The following is an 18939-nucleotide window of genomic DNA, read 5'->3' on the forward strand; positions in this document are numbered from 1 at the left end:
CGGTCGACTCGGATAGGAGGGCGACGAGTATGGCTCAGCACGCAGAAGCAGGGACGACGACCCTGCTGGACGGTCAGGTGGATCGGCGGCGCTTCCTCCAGATGGCCGCGGCCCTGGGCGCCGCCGCCGGGGCGGGCGATATGTTATTTCTGGCGCGCCCGGCGCAGGCGCTGTCCACGGGCCAGATTCCGCCCGATGCCACCGAGCTCGATGCGGGCGTGCAAGTCCTCATGAGCGTCTGCCAGAACTGTCACGGCCGCTGCGGGATGATGGCGCGCTTGAAGGACGGGGTCGTCCTCAAGATCGACGGCAACCCGTATCACCCGAACAACCTGGGGCCCGGCGAGCGCCCCACGTACGCGACGCCGGTGGAGCAGGCCAAGCGCAAGCCCGGGCGACTCTGCGCGAAGGGGCAGGCCGGCATGCAGGTGCTCTACGATCCGTACCGGATCAAGCAGCCGCTCAAGCGCGCCGGCGCGCGCGGCTCCGGAGAATGGAAGGCCATCAGCTGGGACCAGGCCTTCGAGGAGATCGCCGCCAGGCTCAAGCCGCTGCGCGATCTCACCACGCTCATCGATCCGGCGGCGCCCGAGCTCGGGCCCATCGCCAACCAGGTGCTGTACTCGCCCGGCCGCACCGTCGAGGGCGGCTTCACCGACCGGATCTGGGGCAGTGGCTTCGGGACGGTCAACCGGCGCGAGGACCACACCAGCATCTGCGAGACATCTCACCACGTCGCCAACGAGCTGATGACCTGGGACACAAAGGCGAACCGGGGACGGAAGAACCACTTCAAGCCCGACATCCTCGAGGCCAAGTACATCATGCTGTTCGGCTCGAGCTTCCTCGAGGCGAATTTCCCGCTGGTCGCGCTCGGCGAGAAGCTGATGGACTTTCGCGCCAAGGGCGGCAAGTACGTCGTGGTGGACCCCCGCTTCTCGAACACGGCGGCGCTGGCCGATCGGTGGGTACCCGTCAAGCCCGGCGGGGACGCGGCGCTGGCGCTCGGGATGGCGCGCTGGATGGTGGAGAACGGCAAGTACGACGCCAAGTACCTGGCCAATGCCAACCAGGCGGCGGCCAAGGCGGCGGGGGAGCCCACCTGGGCCGACGCCACGCGCCTCGTGGTGGTGGACCCGGCTCACCCCGAGGCCCGGCGCTATCTTCGCGCCGACGCCATCGGCGGCGGCAAGGACAACTACGTGGCGTGGATGGGCGGCGGCGCCAAGGAGATCGGCGCGCCGGCTCTCGTCGGCGAGCTCGAGCCCGGCGAGGTCACCGTGGCCGGGCGGCGGTGCAAAACGGCCTTCCACCTCATGAAGGAGCGCCTGCTCTCGAAGTCCCTGGCCGAGTACGCCGAGGACGGCGGCGTGAGCGTGGCGATCATCACCACGCTCGCCGCCGAGTTCGCGGCGGCGGGCAAGCAGGCCGTCACCAACGCCTACCGGGGCCTCGTCCAGCACACGAACGGCGTGTACAACCAGCTCTCCGTCAACCTGCTCAACACCCTCGTGGGCAACTACGACTGGCGCGGCGGCAATGCCGGCGGTGGCGGCGGATGGTCGGAGGGCTCGGGCGTGACGCCGCTGGGGACCGTGCCGGGCGGCGTCTCGCCCAAGGGCCTCAAGCTCAACCGGACGGTCAAACATTACGAGAAGGACGCGCCCAGCCTCTTCAAGCGCGACGGCGGCTATCCGGCCAAGCGGCCGTGGTTCCCGTACGCGACCCACGGCAACTACCAGGAGGTCATCCCGAGCGCGGCTGAAGGCTACCCGTATCCCCTCAAGGCTCTGTTCACGTACTGGAATGCGTGGCCCTACAGCACGCCGGCCTTGCGAACGGTCTTCGAGGACTACGTCAAGGACGAGACCAAGCTGCCGTTGTTCGTGGCCATCAGCCTCAACATGGGCGAGGTCGCGGCGTTCGCCGACTACATCCTGCCGGACACGACGTATCTCGAGAAGTGGGCCTTCCCCGGGATGACGCCGACCATCCTCACGCGAGCGACGTCGTTCCAGCAGCCCGTCGCAGGCAAGCTCGACGGCAAGGACATCGGCACGGTGCCCTTCAATCCCGATGCGCCCAACGTCTACACGCCCGTGCTCCCGAATACCAAGACCGTGGGCGACATCCACATCGGCCTGGCCAAGGCGCTGGGCCTCCCAGGAGTCGGCGACAAGGCGTTCGAAGACGGCAGCCCCATCAACACCTCCTGGGACTTCTACAAGAAGGGGCTTCAGAACCTCGCCAAGAACTCGGGCAAGCTTCTTGCCGAGATCGTGGCCAAGGGCGGCGTGTTCGAGGACTCGGGCGGCGAGTACGACGGCAAGTATCTCAAGTACAAGTACGCCAACGAGATCCATCTCTACATCGAGCAGCTCGCGACGACCAAGGACTCCATGACCGGCCAGTACTTCGACGGCCTCCCGCACTACGAGCCGCCCAAGTTCGCCGACGACACGCCCATCGCCGGCATCGACGGCGCCGACTACCCGTTCCACCTCATCACCTACAAGTTCGCCTGGCAGGCGCAGGCGCGGACGGCGACCATCCCGTGGCTCACGCTTATCCAGCCGGAGAACTACGTCGAGATCAACGCCTCCGACGGGCGGCGACTCGGGATCGGCGACGGCGATGCCGTGCGGCTCAGCTCGCGCACGAGCCCGGAGGGCGTCGTGGGCAAGGCCAAGCTCACCGAGGGGCTCCGGCCCGGCGTGATCGCCGTGTCGCATCACTTCGGCCACTGGCAGCTGGCGTCCAGACCGTACGTCGTGGACGGCGTGCGGCAGTCGGCCGACCCGAGCCGGGGCACGGGGCTGACCGTGAACCCGATCATGCGGCTCGACCAGTTCAAGGGGCGGATCCTCAACACGTCCATCCAGGACAAAGTCGGCGGCAGCGTGTCCTTCTCTGACAGCCGCGTCCGGCTCGTGAAAGCGTAGAGGGGAGGCGAGAGGCCATGGCACAGCGCGGATGGGTGATCGACCTGGGACGCTGCATCGGCTGCCACAGCTGCACGGTCGCGTGCAAGTCGGAGCAGAACACGGCCCCGAGCAACTCCCCGCTTCTTTTCCAGAACGGCAATCCCCAGCGTCCGCTCAACGTGAGCTACCGCTGGGTCATCGTGAATGAGGGCGGCACGTATCCGAACGTCTGGCGCACCTTCGTCACCTCGGCGTGCAATCACTGCCAGATGCCCGCGTGCATGAACGCCTGCCCGGTCGGCGCCATTTCCAAGCGCGCCTCCGATGGGATCGTGCTCATCGACCAGGAGGCATGCATCGGCTGCAAGTACTGCGTGTGGGCCTGCCCGTATGGCGCGCCCCAGTGGAATGAGGCCACGCGGAAGGTGGAGAAGTGCACGATGTGCGTCCACCGGACCGATAAGGGCCTCGAGCCGGCCTGCGCCACGACGTGCATCGGCAAGGCGCTCACCTATGTCCCCGACTTCGACGCGGCGCGCTCCGGCGAGAACGCGCCAGACGGCTTTGCCGCGCCGGGGATGACCCGGCCGTCGGCGAGGTTCGTGAAGCGATGATCATGGAGGCGGCCTGCGCTGTCGCTCGAGGGCAGTTCTACGGATACCTGGCCGGCGCCTTCCTGCGGCCGCCGACCGCCCAGTCCGTCTCGCCGATCCTCGACGACGTCGTCCTGCGGCAGTTGGCCGAGCAGTTCGGCGCCGCCGTCGTCGGCGAGCTCGAGCAGTTCCGCTCGCGCTTTGACGGGAGCTGGGACACCCTGGACCAGGAGTACCAGAGCCTCTTCACGGTTCCGCTGGGACGCTACGTCACTCCCTACGAGGCCGTGTACCGCGACGAGCGTGTCGTCGACGGTGAGGTCGTTCGTGGACTGCTCATGGGCCCCTCGACGCTCGCCGTCAAGGCGATCTACCGGGAGGCGGGCGTCGAGGTGGCGGGCGATGTCCGCGAGCTGCCGGACCACATCGGCCTCGAGCTGGGCTGCATGCAGGTTCTCTGTGACGCCGAGGCGCGTGCGCGGGAGGAGGGCGACGGCGACGCCGTCGCGCGAGCGCAAGCGCTCCAGCGGCGCCTGCTTCAAGAACATATCCGGCAATGGGCGCCGCGCCTGTGCGAGAGAATCCGGGCCAACGCGCCCGGACCCTTCTACCGGGGCATCGTCGCGCTCACCGAGGCCTTCCTCGACCAGGAGGCCGGGGCACAGGACGCTTCATGCGAGTGAGGGCCCTCCTGTTCCCCGATCCGCCCAGGCGGATCCCGCGTCACCGCGCGCTCGGCCTCACCTTGCGCACCGCTCACCTCATGACCTTCGGGGCGCTCCTCGGCGGCCATTTCTTCGACGTGGATCCCGCCCGCCTGATGCCGTTTCTCGTTGCCACGATCGCCAGCGGCGGGGCCCTGCTGGCGCTGGAGCTGGCATCGACCTGCGCCTGGCTGTTCATGGGCAAAGGCCTGGTGGTCCTGGCCAAGCTCCTCATCCTGCTGACGGTCCCGTTCTTCTGGGAGCATCGCGTCTTTCTGCTCCTCCTGACGGTGGCGGTGGCGTCGGTGGGCTCCCACATGCCGTCGCGGTTCCGCCACCGTTGTTTTCTTCCGGCGCTTCAGCAGTCCCGTCCTCCATCTCCGGAGCTGTCATCGGAGCGCTCTACCAGCTGACGCGAAGACGGAAGAGCGACCCAAGCCTGCCCCTGTTACTCTACTCACATGGCAGGCGGATCCATTGAGAGCGGACGGGGCATCACCATGCGGCGGGCGACGCCGGCCGACGCGGGCGCCATCGCGCGGATCTACAACCAGGGCATCGAGGACCGCATCGCCACCTTCGAGACACGGCCGCGGATGGCCGAGGACGTCGCCGGCTGGTTCGACGGCATGCATCCGATCGTCGTGGCCGAGCAGAGCGGGCAGGTCGTCGGCTTCGCCTCGACGTCCTCCTACCGGCCGCGCGAGTGCTACGCGAAGATTGCCGAGTTCTCCGTGTACGTCGCGCGCGACTACCGGCGTCGCGGCGTAGGACGCCGCGCGCTCGAGGCGCTCATCGAGGAATCAGCCAAGGCCGGGCTGCACAAGCTCGTTTCACGCATCTTCCCGGAGAACCTCGCGAGCCGGGCCGCGTGCCGCGCGGTGGGATTCCGCGAGGTCGGTACGTACAAAGCGCACGGCCAGCTCGAAGGCGTCTGGAAGGACTGCGTCGTCGTCGAGCGCCTGGTGGGCCGCTAGGCGACCGCCCCCCTCACCCTGCCCTCTCCCCCTCCGGGGGCGAGGGGATCATCACACCGTTAGGCGAAGTTGTTCCAGACGACCATGCCCGTGCCGGACCTCCACGCGATGGCGGGCATGTAGGCCAGCACCTCGGCCGGGCCCGTCGTGAAGGCCAGCGCGAGGATCCACGAGAGCAGCTCGGCCGTCTCGTCCATCATCTACCCCCCCTTACATGGCTCTGCCATACCTCGATTCCGCGTCAGCGCGCCGCTGATGACGCGCAGACCTCAGCGCGAAGCGCGGGGTCGATCGTGACGGGGCTGGGAGTCCAGGCGGGGTCGATCGTGCGCATCGCCGCGTGGAAATCCTTCGATCTCATGAGCAGAGAGCGCGCGACGACGCGGAGCAGCCCGACCGTCTTCTCGGGCAGGGCGAACGACGTGGGCAGGTTGTCGAGGCAGCCGCGGAGCGTGTCGTCGTCCACCGCGTCGAACGAGAGCTCCACCGCGAAGAAGTCCACTACGCGCCGCTGGTCCGTGCCGGTGGCCCCACACGCATCCTTGATCCGGGCCGCGCAGGCGTTCGCCGACTTGATGTCCGCGTCCTGCTGGGTGAAGAAGTCGCGGACCATCTGGACGGTATCGAAGGAGTAGTTGTCCATCGGCCCGGAAGCCACGAACCCCAGCACGCTGAAGACACCAGGCGCCCGCCGCCGCTGATCCCAGTCGTGGCTCGGCTTGGTCTTGGCGTTCGCGGTGATCACCACGACGCGCCGGACGCGGCCCTGGTTGATCCTGGAGAGCACGCTCCATGGGCTGGCGTGGCTGGTGAGAGCCATGTAGGGGCCTCGGAGCCCTATGTTGTCGGCGAGCCCGCCGTCGAGCAGGTGGATGTAGGGGCGCCCGGGTTCGAACACCTGATAGGAGAGGGCTTCCCGCGCGGGCACGTAGCGCTGCATGGGGTTGCCTGGTCGCGCCGCGTCCGTGAGCCACTCCGGCGGTTTATAGCCGCAGTCTTTCGCCGCGAAATTCTTGAGCGTGAGAGGACTGAGCAGACCCGGGAAGGCGGAGGAAGCGGCGACGCCATTCGCCACTTTGAGAGGTCCGAGGTCCGAGCACAGCAGATCGAACTGGTCCTGCGTGAACTCGAAGCGGTGACCCAAGGTCATGTCCGTGGCATTGAGAATGATGAAAGGCTTCCGCGGGGGGTTGAGCAGATCCGCGAATTTCCCGCCCTTGAAGATCACCTCGTCGTAGAGCTCGGCGGCCATATCGATGCGGTCGAAGGTCGGAGACGCCAGGCGAACCCAGTTGACCGGCGACAGGGCGCGGAGGAGGAGGTCGCCCTCGATGTCGCGGTGCAGGAAGGCGCCCGGAAATTCCTTGAAGAACTCCGTGCGGAACAAGCCGTAGTAGGCGGCAGTGAAGCTGCCGCCCGACACGGACGAGATCACGTCGACGTCCTCGAGGAGAGCGCGCTCCCCGTTCGGCCCCCGATACTTTGTATCGTTCAGCCCCTCCATGACGCCAAACGAGAACGCCGCCGCGCGGGTGCCTCCGCCGGAGAAGGCCAGGATCACGAACAGATCGTCGGCGTTGCCCTCGGAGGGCAGATTGCGGTATCGGTACCCGCTGGTGCCGTCGAACGCGTCGAGCCTGGTGTTGATCGGCTGGCCGGCGCAGGCGGCGAGGAGCGCGGCCACCGCGAGGAGCAGGAGCGATCGGACGGGCACGCGCACGTCAGACCTTCTTCGTGAAGACGATGTGCAGGGGCTGACCGGGCGTGGTGCCGCGGACATCGATCCCCTGGCTGTCGGGAGCGAAGTCTTTTGGGCCGCCGAGGGTAAAGGTGTGGAAGCCCTCGTCCACCGGGAGAATCCAGTACCCGCCGGAGTCCTTCAGGTTGTCGCCCTGGCTGACGCCTCCCATGAAAACCTCGCGACGCTCAGGAAACTCGACGATCACGTGTTCCAAAATGTCCTCCTGCGCGCTCGGGCGAGCGTCCCGACCCGGCGAGCACTATAGTTTAGGGGGTTTTGCTGCACAAGCGCGCCTGGTCTTCAGCGGGCGCGGCCGACGTTGACGTACGCGACAAGCGCGCCGTCGTGGGACAGGGCCGGCTGGCGGCTGCTGATCCCATTGCCGTTCGTGAGATCAACCGGGGGCCGGCCGGCGGTCTGGATGAAGACGTCGGTCCACTGCCGGAACGACGTGCTCTGCTCGTCGATGAAGACGCGCACGCTGCCGTACTCCCGCTCGTCACCCTCCGCGTAGGCGAGCATCAGCCGGTCCCGGCTGCTCTGGGGGTCGTGGCGCACGGCGCGCCGACGGCCCGAGCTGCGCTCGAAGATCTCGATACGGGGCCGGCCGTCGCCGACGGCCAGTACGGCAAGGTCGTCCGGCCGCTCGCGCGCGACACCGACGAGCCTCGTGACGCCCAGCAGCCGCGCCAGCTCGGTCACGGTGCCGCCGGTGATCTCGATGCGGACCAGGACGTCATCGCGTAGCGCGAGGAGCGCCTTGCCGTCTGGTAGGAACACGGGCGAGTTGTAACCGCCTTCCGCCGTGAGCCTCGTCCTCGCGCCGGCCGCGGCAGGGACCAGCCAGATCTCACCCGCCACCGGCTCGCCGGAGCCTGAACGAAGCTGGCTCGGCGACTGCGACATGCCGAAGAAGCCGGCGAGAGTCTGCCAGACCGACTCCTGCGCTGAGACCGATCCGACGCAGAGCACGCCGGCGGCGACGGCGAGAGCCAGGAGCCGCGACCTCAGCGTCGCACTCATCGAGCTCTGACTCCGCCGTAGAGCGTCCGCAGCACTGGATCGTACGCGACCATCTCCATGAACTTGAACTCGCCCTTCGGCACAGTGACGAGGCGCCGTCCGCCCTTCGGATCGAGGGCAAGGTATGTGACGCCGTCCTTGCCCTCCCAGACCAGCCATGCCTGCCGCCCAGTCTCGACTGGGGTGCCGATCACGATGCGCGGCATGGCCCGGCGCGTGCTCAGATAGCCGTAGTTCACGGGCAGAAGAAGCAGCTCGATGCCGAGCAGGACAACGAGCAGCACGCCGAGCACGCGGTCAAACGGGCGCGCCGTCTCCCATGCCCCGAGCGCCAGCACGCACACCGCGGTGACCCCGACGCCCACCAGGAGGACAACGAAGAACAGGTTCATCAGCGTGTCATCGCCCGCGAGCAAAATCGCGCGGAACCACGTCGGCTGTCTCGGCAGGTCCGTCGCGAGCAAAAGATCGTTGAATGCCAGGCACTGTCGCATGACGATCTGGATCAGAAGGACGGCGAAGACGATGCCGGCGATGAGCGGCCGCGCCGGCACCGACCACCAGCGGGCAGCGGCCCCGCGCACAGCGGGCACGGCGCGTACGACGACCCATCCGAGCGCGGCGATCGGCAGCCCGAGCAGCACCCCGAGCGGGATCGCCGTCATGACCTGCAGCAGGAACTTCGTGCCCTCGAACAGGTAGCGCTCGTCGAGAACCGCGAGGTCCGTACCCACACCGAGCGCCGTGAGCTGGAAGCGCAGCGCGACGTAGCCAATCCCGTAGAGCACGAAAGTCCAGATGCCGGTCAGGACGCTCCATTTGGTGACGGCCGAACCGAACGCCTCCGCGAGCAACCCGGGCAGAGACGGCATCGCCTCAGCGTCCCACGAGGAAGAACGCGCCCCAGTAGTGGGGGTGCGTGTACTCGGGCTTGGCCAGCAGCACGGCGCTGGCGCGGCGCGCGGCCTCGGGAAGCGCGGCCTGGGCGGCCTCACGGTAAAACGTCTCCATCCACAGCGCCGTCGAGGCCGAGTCCACCTTCCACTGTGTCAGGAGCAGGGACCCAGCCCCCGCATAGATGAGCGCGCGCTGCATGCCGATGACTTCCCCGGCGTGGGTCGCCTCGGCGCGGCCGGTTTCGCACGCGCTCAGCGTGACGAGTCGCGCCTGGCCGAGCGGCAGCCCGTACATCTCGGCTGCACTGAGGCGCCCATCGGCGCCCGAGGACCGCCTGAGCTCGATATACGAGAGCAAGGGCTCCGGCCCGTCGAAGACGCCGTGAGCGGCCAGGTGCAATACCCCATGGCTCGCCACGCGGCGCGTGACTTCCTCCTCCGTGGCAGCCTCATCGAGCAGCAACGTCACCCGCCCCGCCGGGTACAGACGCGAGATCGCCTTGACCTCGTCCACTCCCGCGGGGAGCCGCGGTCCCGCCACGGCGAGCATCGAGCTCCCGGCAAGCCCGCCGCCAGGCTTGAGCCTGCTGAGCACGGTGGCGCTCGGCGCGTACGAGATCCGGACCTTCTCGCCGAGGAACCGGCCGTCCGAAGGATCCTGAAAGACCTGGAACGGCACGTAGTGCAGATCCTCATGCGGGACGACCACGAGCGTTCCGCTCTTGACCCACTGAAGCATCGGCTCGACGAGGAACAGGAACATCTCGCGCGCCGTCCGCGTGTCGAATGGCGTCCGCGGATTGACCAGGCTCTTCCTCAGCGCATCGACCTTGGCGCCGAGCTCGGCTCGGGGCAGGAAGACGTTGCGCACGTGGACGCCGCCGCTCCCGATGTGCCAGACGATGACACCGGTGTCGAGGACGAGGTATTCGAGCACGTCATAACGGCCGGCCGTAGCGCCCTGGAGAACCTCCCCCAGCGGAACCGGCTCCGAGAAGGCCGGCTCGAGCAGACCCGGCGCAAGCCGCTGCATCTCCTGGGCGGCGCTCGCGCGCTCGCGCTCCAGCCGCTCGAGGTCCTGTTCGGCCGCGCCCACGCCGGCCGCGTCATAGTCGGGGCGCGTTCGCAGGTCGAACAGCTCTTTCTGCAGCCGCCCGATCTTCGCACGCAGCTCCTGGTGGCGAGCCAGCAGCGCGCGCTGGCGCTGGTCGGTCGCCCCGCTCCGCGTCGCCAGCAAGTCGGAAAGCACGCGCGAACGGGACGCCTCCATAAGCCGGAATGCCTCCGCCTGCTTGCCGCGCTGGAGGAGATGGAGGATCGGCGGATAGTAGAAGTCTATCTTGTCCTCGAGGAAGACGCCCCGCGCCTCGCTGTCACTCGCCCGCTGCCGATCACCCTCGAGCAACGCCACAGCGCGCAGGTAGGAGGCGAGGGCGGCATCCCCGTCGCCGCGCATGTCGGCCTCGATCCCCCGGACGTACGCGCCCCGCGCGTCGGTGCCCCCTGGAAGGCCGCCCATCGCCGCGATTGCCTCGACCAACTCGCGCGGCACGCCGCCACCGCTCGTCACATACCGTTCCGACACCAATGCGTCGCCGGGTTTGGCGGGATGGAACTGCCCGACGACGGACGCGTGCATCCGCTTGCGGTTCGCGATCAACTGGCGGCGCGTCTCGATGTTACGGATGAACTGGTCGATTTGGCGGATGAGGCCCGACCACCCGAGGGTCGTCCCGATCGATCGCGCGGCCTCATAGTCGGCGCGCGCCCGCTTCGCATCCTCGTCGCACTCCACGAATGTCAGCTTGAAGTCGCAGCGGGCGGCGAGCTTCCCGAAAATGTCGGCGCGGTCGAGCAGCACGTAGAATCGCGCGCGGTCGTCGCTGAGCTTGGCGTAAATGGCCAGCGCCCGGTTGATGCCGTCGGCGCCGGCGACGACATCGCCCTGCTCCACATCGAGCTGGGACTTCAGCTCGATGCCGCGAGCAAGGGTGCGACGATCGGGCAGGGCGGCGGCCACACGGATCGCCTCGTCCGCCGCGCTTGCCGCCGACCGGTAGTCGTGCAGCGCGCCCGCGCCGAGCTGCGTGCGTACCTGACCGATGAGCGCCTCGGCGAGCGGCTGGACAGCCCGCTCGGCCCGCGCCAGGCGCTCGCCTTCGCGGTACCGGCGGCTCGCCTCGCTGAGCAGGTTCTGGACCCAGCGCTGGTCTTCGGCGGACATCTGCACACCCAGGCGAAGCTGGCTCAGCATGCGCACGACGTCACCGGACTTGACCAGACACGTGGCGGCACCGGCGCGGTCACCGACCGTCATCAACGCCGGACACGCCTGGTCGAGCTCGGACAGGGCCTGCTGCAGGTCGCCGGCGCGAGACCGCAGCTCAAGGGTGCGCGCGAAGTGGTCGCGGGACGCTTCGACCCGCGCCAGCGCCCGCTGCATCAGCTCGGGCGCGCTGCCCTGCGCCCACACCGGGACAGGCGCGATCGCGACGAGTAGACAGACACAGGAGACAAGCAGAAAACACGAACGCCGACCGGGCAACTGTTCCATGGCGCGACCTCCCACCAAGCTCGATGCCTCCGGGACGTGCGGCTCACCGGGAGAATACAGCATCGGTACGACGCCCGGCCGGATTCTTGCCCTTATTGATGGCGCGAGCGATGAAGAACGCGCGTTACAGGACGACGCCCGACACACCTTCGTGGAGCGCCGGCTTGAGAGGGCCGAACTGGCCCTCGGTTGGCTCCGCTCAGCAGAACCACGCTTCGGTCAGCCTGGGCGGCCGCCGTCTGTCCGGCGCGAGCGCCGGCTCGGGCTCGAGCGGCAGGCCCGCCGTCGAATGGGCGAGAGCTTTCAGCCGGTAGAACGTGGCGGCCGCATCCTCGGTGGCCGCGGCCTCGACGAGGCGGCTGGCCTCCCGCTGAAGCAGGTCCATGCGCGGGTCGGGATGCGTCCAGCGATGGATGAAGGCGGCCTGGTCGAGCGGACCCAGGTACGGCGTGATCGCCTCGCGCGTCAGCAGGGCCGAGCCGGGCGGGACCAAAAGCCGCAGCGCGAACTGGACGGGGTCGACGTGGTCGATCAGCCCTTCCCGCTCGACGAACTCGAACATGTCCAGATAATCCTCGAGCGTCGTCCACGGCGTGAAGGCGACCCACGTGGGCCGGAAGGCGATGCCCGCCTCCCGGACTATCCGAAGCGCGTGCGGCACGTCGGCGCGCGCGTGGCCCTTCTCAAGGTTGCCGAGAACTACATCGCTCAGCGACTCGACGGCCGAGATCATGAAGGCGCAGCCGAGCGCTCGCAGCTCGGGAAACAGTTCCTCTCGTTCAATGATGTGCTCGACCTTCGCGGTGAAGTCGAAGCTCAGCGACGGGAACTCGGCGTGCATCGCACGAACCACCGCGAGCGAATGGCCCGGACCGTTCAGAAAATCCGGGTCGCCGAAGGTGATGTGGGTCGCGCCTTCCCCCACCAGCTGACGGATGTCAGCGAGGACGATCTCCTGCGGCACCACGAAGAAGCGGCCGCCGTACACGGGCGGGATCGGGCAGTGCAGGCACAGGTGCAGGCACCCGCGGCTTGCCTCCACGTAGCCCACAAGATCCTTGCGGCCGTCCCTGTCCAGATGCGCGTACTTCTTGAGGCGCGGCAGCGCCCCCCGGCTCGGCACGGGGAAAGGCAGACGATCGAGCACAGGCTTGGCGGCGTGGCCCCGCAGGTGGACTCCCTCGACCACGCCCGGACGCCCGGCCGCAAGCGCCTCCACGAGCGCCACCAGCGCCGACTCGAACTCGCCGCCGATCACCGAGTCGCCGCAGTGCGCGAGCAGGTACTCCGCGTTCAGCGACGCGTAGAGCCCGTAAAAACAGATGTGACAGCCCGGGTTGATCCGCCGGATCATCGTAGCCACGCGGACACCCAGTCGGAGCGCCGTGTGCATGGGGACGGAGATCGCGACCAGTCCGGCGCGCGCCGCCTTGTCGGCGTCGAACTCCTCGACGGAGATGTCGAGCGCATCGGCGACGAAACCGGCGCGCTCGAGGAAAGCCAGCGGCGAGGCGACCGCCAGCGGCTGGTGGCCCAGCTCATAGCAGGAGACGAGCAGGATTCGCATCAGCTCAGCCCTGACGCGCCGTGGCCACGATGAAGAGGCGGCGGAACGGCAAGAGCGTGCGGCCATCGGCGCGGCGCGGATAGGCGCGGGCGACCAGCTCGGCGTATGCGGACTCGAAGCCGCTCCGGTGCGGCTCGTCGAGCGCGTCGAGCAGCGGCTTGAGCCACGTGCCCTTGGTCCACTCCTTGACCGGGTGCTCGCCTTCGAGCACCTGGAGATACTCGGTCTCCCAGATGTCGAGGGCCGCGGCGCGCGGTGAAAGCACGCCGTAATAGAAGGCCGGCTCAGCGACCGGTATCGGGCTGAGCAGCGGCTCGAGCTTCGCCTTCCACGGCCCGCTCCGCGCGGCTTCGACCATCGCGGTGTGAGACGGCGCGGAGAAATTGCGGGGCATCTGCACCGCGAGGACACCGCAGGGCGCCAGCGCGGACAGCAGCGCGGGGAAGAGCCGCTCGTGGTCGCCGAGCCAGTGCAAGGCCGCGTTGCAATAGATGACGTCGGCCGGCCGCTCCGGCCGCCACGTCGCGAGATCAGCCCGCTGCCACGTGATCTCCGGGGCCGCCGCGGCCGCCTTCGCGAGCATCTCCTGCGATGCGTCCACGCCGGTGACGCGCGCGTTCGGCCACCGCGCCTTGAGGAGGCGCGTCACGTTGCCCGCGCCGGCGCCCAGGTCACAGACCTCGCCCGGGTCGGCGGCGTCGATCCGGTTCAACAGGTCGACCGCCGGCCGCAAACGCTGGTCGGCGAACTTCAGGTACTGCGCTGGGTCCCAGGCCACGATGACAGCATACCGCGGCTCGCCGGGAGAGAGGCAACCTCAGCGGCCGAAGAGCTTGCGCACGAGCTCCGGCCCGTTCTCCCACATCACGAGGCCGACGCCCATGAGACTCTCGCCGGCGATCCAGCCGGACGCCACGGGGAACGTGAGCTCCTCCGACCACTTCGGATGCTTCTTCTGGACCCACCAGCCGAGCACGCCGCCGATGAAGAAGAGCAGCCCGTAGTGCCAGTGGAAGGTCCACGCCAGGCCCACGCCGGCCGGCGACGGGATGAGGTGCCGGCGCGTTGGGAAGATCCTCGGAAGCAGCGTGAGCACGATGCCCACGAGCCCGCCGATGACGATGCTCCAGATCTTGACGGGCCCGAGGGCGCCTAGACCCTCTGAGAGCGCGACGGCGACGGCGCGCCAGGTCTGCGCCGCGGGCGCGGGGAACTGGTCGGTGCCGAGCGCGCTGGCGTCGGGCACGAGCAGCCTGAAGCACAGCACGCTGACGAGCGTCCCGACGAAGATGCCGGCGAACTGGGCGATGAACTGCTTCCGCGGGTGCGCGCCGAGGAGATAGCCGCTCTTGAGGTCGGTGAGCAGGTCGGCGCTGCTGCCCGCCGCGGCGGCGGTGATGTTGGCGCTCATGAGGTTGATGTTCATGTGGCCCGGGCTGAGCGCGCCGAACGTGAGCTGGGTGATCTTGCCCATCGCGCCCACGGGCGTGGTGTCGGTCTCGCCGGTGACGCGGCACGCGACGAGCGCAAGCGCGAATGACAGCGCGACGGCGACCGCCGTCTGCCAGTACGGCATGCCGAAGGTCCGGTGGCCGAGCCACGCCAGGCCGAGGAACCCGATGACCTGGCCGGTGATGAACCACGAGGCGGGCGTCTCGATCGCGCCGACGGGATCGTTTGCGGCTCCGCGGCCGCCGCCGAACATCGCCCGGAGATCGGTGAAGGCGCGGAGCGCGGTCCGCCACTGCAGTCCGAACGAGAGCAGGCTCGACGTGACCATGCAGGCGACGCCGCCCCAGAGCGTCCACTGCACGATCGTCGCGTAGCCCGAGCCCTCGATGATGCCGCGGTGCTGGAGGACGGGCGCGAAGATCATCCACGCCGTGACGCTGCCGAGAAACATGCTCCAGCACACGTGGAGCCCCGTGATGGCGCCGGCGGCGATGAACATGGGCTCCCAGGAGAACATCACCGTGCGTCCCATCCATGCGGGGCCGAACACGCGCTGGTTCAGCGCGGCCACCCACGTGCCGATCATGAACGGGGCGAGCTGCGCGCTCACGACCACCAGGCCCTCGGTCCAGAACTTGCTGACGACCGCCAACAGGCCGGCCCATCCGAGCGCGCGGGCCGACCGCATCCCCGATTCCCCGACGGAGTGGAGCGCGCGCAGCGTCTCGGCCGCGGCGATGCCGCTCGGGAAGCGCAGCTGCTCGACGTTGATCATCTGCCGCTTCATGGGGATCGCCATGGTGACGCCGAGCACCGACAGGCAGAACACCCACGCGAGCATGGTGGGCAAGGACATGGTGCTGTTGTTGATGAGCATGTAGGCCGCGAAGGCGGAGATCAGCGTGCCGCCGGTGGAGTATCCCGCGGAGCTGGCCGTGGACTGCATGCAGTTGTTCTCGAGGATGGTCATGGGCTCGCGCACGATCCCGACCCGGTGCAGCGTGGTCCAGATCGCGTACGAGAGGATGCACGCGGTGATCGCCACGCCGAAGCCCCAGCCCGCCTTGAGCCCGATATAGAGGTTGGTGAGCGAGAGCGCGCCGCCGAGCACCGAGCCCATGAGCACCGCGCGCCAGGTCAGCTGGAGCATGCTGTCCCCGCGCCCGCGGTAGACCTGCTCGTACCACTGGCGTTCGATCTCTTCGGGGGTGCCCCTGAAGCCCTCGACGGGCAGCGCCGTCGGGGAGGCGGGAACGTTCGTCGGGCTGGCGCTCTCCGGTTGAGCCATCGGGCTTCGGACCGCTCAGACTATACGCATATTTCTGTCGAGCGTGCTTCAGCCGGATTTCGCGAGGCGAGCCCGGCTCCTAGCCCCGCGACGGCCGGAATCCGACCGGGCGATTTTCGCCGGGCTCCGCGCTCATGAGCTCGCGGATCGCGTCAAAGACCACCCTGAACTGACTGTCGTACTTCTTCTCCAGCTCCTCGAGCTTGCGGGCGAGCTCCGCGTGCGATGAGAGGATCTGGCGCAGCTTCACGAAGGTCCGCATGATCTCGACGTTGACAAGCACCGCCCGGCGGCTCTTGAGTACGCCGGACAGCATAGCGACCCCCTGCTCGCTGAAGGCGAACGGAAAGTAACGCCGGCCGCCCCGTCCCCTGTTTGAGGTCGCAAATTGCGACCTCAAAGACTCGGCCTCGTCGAGAGTCAGCTGAAACATGAAATCAGCAGGAAAACGTTCGATATTGCGCTGTACTTGCTCGTTGAGCCGTTTGGTCGAGACCCCGTACAGGACAGCGAGATCCCGGTCGAGCATCACCTTATGGCCCCGCACAAAGAGGATACGACGCGCGATCCTAGAGTCGGGGGCCATGGCAAACGGCTTCTCCATGGCACGCTTATGACAATGCTCATGCAGAGTGTCAATCTGTGGCCGCCGAGATACAGTTGAGAGGGAGGAACCTTAGGGTGCCCTCATCTTGAGATCGCAAATTGCGACCTCAAGTTTGGTGGGGAATGTGCCGGCCGGGCGGCGCGGCAGGCACGCCCCCAATGATGCTTCACAACGGCAGTGCATGCCAACTTGAGGTGCCAAATTGGTACCTCAAACTTGAGGTTGCAAATTGCAACCTCAAAGATCCTCGGCCGCCCCCCCCTGTTTGAGATCGCAAATTGCGATCTCAAACGGCGTGGGGAATGTGCCGGGCGGGCGAGCGCTACTCTGGCCGCCTCGGGCGCACGCGCCACTCGAAGCAGGGATCGCCCTGGTCGAGCCGGCGGCGCGCGTCGAGGACGAGCCGCCGGTTGTGCACGGACAGCGCCCCCTGCCAGAGCGCGTTCCAGGAATTGAAGACCGCCGGCGGCGGCGAGACGACGCCCTGCATGAGCCGCCAGGTGTGCTGGCGCACCACGACCTCGTCCGCCTCGCGCGCCCACTCGATCCGGTCATCCTGCGCCAGGCCCATGCGGACAAGGTACTCGGCGAAGTCCTCCGGCCGGCGGCCGTCGATGCCGAGGAGCCCCGCCGTCTCGGCGTAGTACTGCATCCCGATGAGACGGCCCGTCACGCCTCCCAGCCGCGTCGCCTCCGCATCGCCGAAGGTCTCGGCGAGCACGGGCAAAATGGTCCGCACGTAGTCCATGGCGTAATTGCGGACGATCTTCCGCAGGCGCTCCTGCGGCCAATCCGCACCCTCGACGCGTGGAGCTCGGGCCGGATCGAAGTCGGGCCCGTCCTCGTCAGGGGCGAAGCGTAGCCGCTCCTCGGGATCCAAGTCGCGGTCGTATTCCAGGTAGTAGCCCTCGAGACCCGGCTGGCCGTCGGTGGTCTGCTTGGTGCAGACGAAGCCGAGCCGCGGGTTGCCCAAGGACACGCCGTTGTGCGCGTGCCAGCCGCGAAGCATCGCGCGCGATACCTCGCTCGGCACGCCGCAGATGGCCGCGCCGTCGTAGATCCAGCGCGGCGGCGCGTAGCGCACCCAGGCCTTCCGGTCGGACTCGTACATATACTCGACGCGCACGCCGCCCAGGTGATTCGACAGGTAGTGGTACTGGGCACAGGCCACGGCATGCGGCAGCGCCGAGAGGCCGAGCTTGGCGAGCCCGGGCAGAAACTTCTCGAAGTGCTGGCGCCGAAAGGTGCGGAAGACGAGCTCGGCCGCGTCGGCCCCGCTCCGCCGGCTCACCGTGGTCAGGATGAGCCCGGTGAGATAGCTGTGATACAGAACCTCCACAGCCCGATAACCCTCGATCACCGGCAGAGGATAACAAACCGCGGCATGCTGGATTTCAAGACCTGACCCCGAGTGCAGTCGCGTTTGAGGTTGCGAATTGCAACCTCAAAGAACGCGGGACATGTGCCTGCCGGCCGGGCGTTACTCCGGCGGCTATCCGGGGCGATGGCGCGGGGACCGCATCCCCGCCTTGTGGCGCTGGCCGCACCGCCGCAGCTTCACCCGTCGCGGCAGGGCGCCGCGGCAGGCACGCCTCTATGATGCCATTGTGGCTTGGCCGTAGCTACGGGCGACCGGACAGCATGACCCATTCGGTCGCCCGAGGGACGTAGCGGCAGTGAGATGATCCACGGCAAGTGAAGCCAGGTCGGGGACGAGCTTGCAGCAGCGGCTGTTCAAGACCGGCCGTCGCCTGATCCGGCATGCCCGGTACTTCATCCTCCAGCTGGCCGAACGCCCCTTGACGCAACGCCTCTTAGGGCAGATCCTTTGGCGTATCGAGCGACTCGCGGGGGGCTCGGTGGACGCCGTCACCGGGGCGGAGATCGGTCCATATCAAGAATCCCTGTTCACATTTCTTTACACGGGCTACATACCGCCTACACACGGACACTGCAAGCTCAGGAATCACTAGACACGGACGCCGTGCGAGCTCTTCCGAGGCAGAGCGCGACGTCCGGCCATACCTTGACGCAGCGGACAGGGAGGAACAGGGCGATGAAGAAGGTCATCAGTCTCGCGGTCGTTGGGGCTCTTTCCCTCGCGCTCATCAACCCGGCCTTCGCCGCCTCCGGACATCGTGGCGGTTATCGCGGGGGTCAGAGCCACGGCTGGCATGGCGGCGGTGGGCATGTCGGTCGGTGGCTCCCCGGCGCGCTGCTCGGTGGGCTCATTGTCGGCTCCGTGATTGCCGCCACCACCCCCAGGGTTTACTACCGCTATCCTGAGCCGGTCTACGTGACCCCGCCTCCCGCGGTTTATCCTCAGCCGCAGGTGTATGTCGCTCCCGTGCCGCGGGAAAGCTGCTATCCGTCTGGGTGCTATCGGCTGTACGGCGATGGCGTGACCGTCGCCTACCAGTGGGTGTGGGTGCCCTATCCCGTCGCGCCGGCGCCTCCCGCCCCCCCGGCACCACCCCTGGCTCCGCCCCAGCACTGACCGCAGGCGGGGCGCCTACCTTGAGACGCCCGGAAGGTCCTCTGGGCCGAATGAGCCGCTGGCCGATTCGATGAGCTAGAGCGATGCGACGGCATTCTGTCTTGCTGGTCGCAGAG

Annotated in this window: 17 protein-coding genes; 6 read left to right on the forward strand and 11 right to left on the reverse strand. The window is 67.9% G+C overall.

Annotated elements, in window-relative coordinates; genetic code table 11:
• Window positions 1-29 precede the first annotated feature (29 nt).
• Genes Q7W02_23905 through Q7W02_23925 form a run of 5 tightly spaced genes read left to right on the forward strand, consistent with a single transcriptional unit; the run spans window position 30 to window position 5198 of the window.
• On the forward strand, window positions 30-2942 hold the full coding sequence (locus Q7W02_23905) for a molybdopterin-dependent oxidoreductase (protein MDO8479177.1): 2913 nt from the start codon (window positions 30-32) through the stop codon (window positions 2940-2942).
• A gap of 17 nt (window positions 2943-2959) precedes the next feature.
• The gene (locus Q7W02_23910) at window positions 2960-3538 is read left to right on the forward strand and encodes a 4Fe-4S dicluster domain-containing protein (GenBank protein MDO8479178.1); all 579 of its coding nucleotides are present in this window, start codon (window positions 2960-2962) and stop codon (window positions 3536-3538) included.
• Entirely contained in the window at window positions 3535-4200 is a 666-nt protein-coding gene (locus tag Q7W02_23915; protein MDO8479179.1) for a molecular chaperone TorD family protein, read from the forward strand. The genes Q7W02_23910 and Q7W02_23915 overlap by 4 nt, the downstream gene beginning before the upstream one ends.
• A complete protein-coding gene (locus tag Q7W02_23920) occupies window positions 4191-4634 on the forward strand; it encodes a hypothetical protein (GenBank protein MDO8479180.1) in 444 nt (147 codons plus the stop codon). Before Q7W02_23915 ends, Q7W02_23920 begins: the two co-directional genes overlap by 10 nt.
• Window positions 4635-4682: 48 nt before the next feature.
• Window positions 4683-5198, forward strand: coding sequence for an arsinothricin resistance N-acetyltransferase ArsN1 (locus tag Q7W02_23925; GenBank protein ID MDO8479181.1), 516 nt, complete (start codon window positions 4683-4685; stop codon window positions 5196-5198).
• Window positions 5199-5257: 59 nt separating this feature from the next.
• Here the strand turns inward: Q7W02_23925 and Q7W02_23930 are convergent, their stop codons facing one another.
• The 11 genes from Q7W02_23930 to Q7W02_23980 form a co-directional block, all read right to left on the reverse strand.
• Window positions 5258-5398, reverse strand: a complete 141-nt coding sequence (locus tag Q7W02_23930) for a hypothetical protein (protein ID MDO8479182.1) — start codon at window positions 5396-5398, stop codon at window positions 5258-5260.
• Between the two features lie 41 nt (window positions 5399-5439).
• Entirely contained in the window at window positions 5440-6918 is a 1479-nt protein-coding gene (locus tag Q7W02_23935) for a patatin-like phospholipase family protein (GenBank protein ID MDO8479183.1), read from the reverse strand.
• A gap of 1 nt (window position 6919) precedes the next feature.
• Entirely contained in the window at window positions 6920-7153 is a 234-nt protein-coding gene (locus tag Q7W02_23940) for a hypothetical protein (GenBank protein MDO8479184.1), read from the reverse strand.
• A gap of 86 nt (window positions 7154-7239) precedes the next feature.
• Window positions 7240-7962 carry a hypothetical protein gene (locus tag Q7W02_23945; protein ID MDO8479185.1) on the reverse strand — a complete coding sequence of 241 codons (723 nt, stop codon included), beginning with the start codon at window positions 7960-7962 and terminating at the stop codon, window positions 7240-7242.
• Window positions 7959-8834 (reverse strand): hypothetical protein, encoded by an 876-nt coding sequence (locus Q7W02_23950; protein MDO8479186.1) that lies wholly within the window; start codon window positions 8832-8834, stop codon window positions 7959-7961. The genes Q7W02_23945 and Q7W02_23950 overlap by 4 nt, the downstream gene beginning before the upstream one ends.
• A 4-nt stretch (window positions 8835-8838) precedes the next feature.
• Complete coding sequence (locus tag Q7W02_23955) at window positions 8839-11412, reverse strand: CHAT domain-containing protein (protein ID MDO8479187.1); 2574 nt, start codon at window positions 11410-11412, stop codon at window positions 8839-8841.
• 199 nt (window positions 11413-11611) lie between these two features.
• Complete coding sequence (locus tag Q7W02_23960) at window positions 11612-12979, reverse strand: CUAEP/CCAEP-tail radical SAM protein (protein ID MDO8479188.1); 1368 nt, start codon at window positions 12977-12979, stop codon at window positions 11612-11614.
• 4 nt (window positions 12980-12983) lie between these two features.
• Entirely contained in the window at window positions 12984-13757 is a 774-nt protein-coding gene (locus Q7W02_23965) for a methyltransferase domain-containing protein (protein ID MDO8479189.1), read from the reverse strand.
• 39 nt (window positions 13758-13796) lie between these two features.
• Window positions 13797-15719, reverse strand: coding sequence for an OPT family oligopeptide transporter (locus tag Q7W02_23970; protein ID MDO8479190.1), 1923 nt, complete (start codon window positions 15717-15719; stop codon window positions 13797-13799).
• A 79-nt stretch (window positions 15720-15798) separates the two neighbouring features.
• The gene (locus tag Q7W02_23975; GenBank protein MDO8479191.1) at window positions 15799-16323 is read right to left on the reverse strand and encodes an ORF6N domain-containing protein; all 525 of its coding nucleotides are present in this window, start codon (window positions 16321-16323) and stop codon (window positions 15799-15801) included.
• A gap of 325 nt (window positions 16324-16648) precedes the next feature.
• Complete coding sequence (locus tag Q7W02_23980; protein MDO8479192.1) at window positions 16649-17665, reverse strand: hypothetical protein; 1017 nt, start codon at window positions 17663-17665, stop codon at window positions 16649-16651.
• Between the two features lie 717 nt (window positions 17666-18382).
• On the opposite strand from Q7W02_23980, the gene Q7W02_23985 reads away from it, so the two are divergent.
• A complete protein-coding gene (locus tag Q7W02_23985; GenBank protein ID MDO8479193.1) occupies window positions 18383-18823 on the forward strand; it encodes a hypothetical protein in 441 nt (146 codons plus the stop codon).
• Window positions 18824-18939 lie beyond the last annotated feature (116 nt).

This window comes from Candidatus Rokuibacteriota bacterium (assembly GCA_030647435.1).
In the GTDB taxonomy this organism is placed as follows: Bacteria; Methylomirabilota; Methylomirabilia; order Rokubacteriales; family CSP1-6; genus AR37.

Excerpts from the sequence above, each read along its gene's own strand:
- Q7W02_23905 (MDO8479177.1), top strand. The coding sequence starts at position 30 with ATGGCTCAGCACGCAGAAGCAGGGACGACGACCCTGCTGGACGGTCAG.
- Q7W02_23910 (MDO8479178.1), top strand. The coding sequence starts at position 2,960 with ATGGCACAGCGCGGATGGGTGATCGACCTGGGACGCTGCATCGGCTGC.
- Q7W02_23915 (MDO8479179.1), top strand. The coding sequence starts at position 3,535 with ATGATCATGGAGGCGGCCTGCGCTGTCGCTCGAGGGCAGTTCTACGGA.
- Q7W02_23920 (MDO8479180.1), top strand. The coding sequence starts at position 4,191 with ATGCGAGTGAGGGCCCTCCTGTTCCCCGATCCGCCCAGGCGGATCCCG.
- Q7W02_23925 (MDO8479181.1), top strand. The coding sequence starts at position 4,683 with ATGGCAGGCGGATCCATTGAGAGCGGACGGGGCATCACCATGCGGCGG.
- Q7W02_23930 (MDO8479182.1), bottom strand. The coding sequence starts at position 5,398 with ATGATGGACGAGACGGCCGAGCTGCTCTCGTGGATCCTCGCGCTGGCC.
- Q7W02_23945 (MDO8479185.1), bottom strand. The coding sequence starts at position 7,962 with ATGAGTGCGACGCTGAGGTCGCGGCTCCTGGCTCTCGCCGTCGCCGCC.
- Q7W02_23950 (MDO8479186.1), bottom strand. The coding sequence starts at position 8,834 with ATGCCGTCTCTGCCCGGGTTGCTCGCGGAGGCGTTCGGTTCGGCCGTC.
- Q7W02_23955 (MDO8479187.1), bottom strand. The coding sequence starts at position 11,412 with ATGGAACAGTTGCCCGGTCGGCGTTCGTGTTTTCTGCTTGTCTCCTGT.
- Q7W02_23960 (MDO8479188.1), bottom strand. The coding sequence starts at position 12,979 with ATGCGAATCCTGCTCGTCTCCTGCTATGAGCTGGGCCACCAGCCGCTG.
- Q7W02_23970 (MDO8479190.1), bottom strand. The coding sequence starts at position 15,719 with ATGGCTCAACCGGAGAGCGCCAGCCCGACGAACGTTCCCGCCTCCCCG.
- Q7W02_23975 (MDO8479191.1), bottom strand. The coding sequence starts at position 16,323 with ATGGAGAAGCCGTTTGCCATGGCCCCCGACTCTAGGATCGCGCGTCGT.
- Q7W02_23985 (MDO8479193.1), top strand. The coding sequence starts at position 18,383 with ATGAAGAAGGTCATCAGTCTCGCGGTCGTTGGGGCTCTTTCCCTCGCG.